A 1,729-nucleotide genomic window follows, 5' to 3' on the forward strand; every position below is an offset into this window, starting at 1 on the left:
CAACAACATACCTTTGCGGGATTATTTTTTAGGTACGTAGTTGCGCTTCAGCGCTCTTTCATACATAAGATAAAGAGCGCTGAAGCGCAACAACATACCCAAGATATTACTTAAAACGGGATTTCCTCATCTTCATCTTCCACAGTCTTAGCCGTCATCCGCCAACTGGTAATATACTCAATCTGCACATCAATTGTGTTAATCGCATCCCCCAACTGCTTTTGGATGTATTGAGTCAGCGTCACCATAAAATCTAATTCAACTCCCGCAGATTGCACAACTTTAGCCAAGCTAGCAAAATCTACCTTCAAAATCGAAGAACTAGATAACTTAAAATCAGGAGTATTGCTCTTATTTTGCACCAACATTGCTTTTTTAATCCGTTCTTTCAGATGCTCAACTTCCGAATCCAGCAACTTCCATTCAGGGAAAATTTCTTGATACCTTTTCCCCAATGCCGTTAAATCTTCACTCTCGGGTTCCGGCACAATTTTCTTAGCAGTAGATTTTCGCCGCTGCTGTACATTAGAATTCAACCGCCAACTAGCAATATCCTCAACTTGCAAAGATGGATGAGTAATAAGTTCACCTAACTGTTTTTGAATTTCTTTCGTCAGTGTCACCGGAAAATTTAAATCAATTTGCTGAGTTTGTGTCAGTCTCGCCAGCGTCATAAAATCAACTTTCATAGTTATCGAACTGGAAAGCTGAAAACAAGAGCTATCTTTGAGCTTTTGCGCCATCATTCCTGCTTTAAATCGTTCTTTGACTTCAGCTATTTCTGAATCAAGCGGTTTCCACTGAGATTCTATTTGCTGATATTTTTTCCCCAAGGATATCAAGTTTTCCGTTGCGGGTTCGGGGTAAGATTCGGCAAGGATTTCTAGCAAGCGGCTGTGCACTTTAGCTAAATAAACCGCGTCCATCTTGGCATATTCTAGCTGCTTCTGGGTCAGGGGACGCTTTCCCCAATCGCCACTTTGTTCTGTTTTATCTACATAAGTAATGCCGCAAAGTGTTTCGATTAATGTTTTGAGTTGTCGGTTGGGTAAGGGCAGGATATAAGCTGGAATTTTTCTCGCCATTTGCAATGTACAAGTGACATTTTTGGCGTCGTCATTACCCAGAAATCTGATGTCATAGCTGGCGCTGTGGAAGACTTTTTCAATATCTGGATTGACCATGATTTGGTTGATGAAGTCTTTTGCCAATTCAGGTTGATCTAAGACATCTAGTAGAAACGTGGCATCTCCTGTCGCATCGGTGGAGTCAGCTAACACTTGAATTAGAGATAATCTGGGGTTCGATTTATAGTCTGCTATTTCTGTGTCAACCCACAGGATTTTAGCTTGCGAAAATTTAGCGATGAGTGCTTTGATGTCGTTTGCTGCTGTTAAATAAGGCATTTTTACAGACTTTTACTATTAACTTTATGCTTATATTATGCTATAGCAATTATCGGATCGATTGTCAATGATTGAAGTGCCGGACATGGAATTGCACATTAGTGTTAACTTAACGTCAAACGTAATAGCGGTCTGCTGTTTGATTGTCATCATACAAATTAGGTACGTTGTTGGGCTTTAGCCCTCTTTCCTGATACCAGGAAAGAGCGCTGAAGCGCAACTACATAGGGCTTGCTGAATAATTGATTGCCAACCAAGAGCAGGAGCGATCAATATATTCAAGCTTGGTTAAAGATAAGTTTTTTCTGTATCGAGTCGCCCCA

The 1,729-nt window shown here is 40.6% G+C and carries 1 protein-coding gene; it reads right to left on the reverse strand.

The features are described from left to right. Positions 1 to 110 precede the first annotated feature (110 nt). A complete protein-coding gene (locus JGK07_RS00195) occupies positions 111 to 1,406 on the reverse strand; it encodes a ribonuclease D (RefSeq protein WP_293243616.1) in 1,296 nt (431 codons plus the stop codon). Positions 1,407 to 1,729: the final 323 nt, after the last annotated feature.

This window comes from Microcoleus sp. PH2017_24_DOB_U_A (assembly GCF_020738205.1).
Taxonomy (GTDB): Bacteria; Cyanobacteriota; Cyanobacteriia; order Cyanobacteriales; family Microcoleaceae; genus Microcoleus.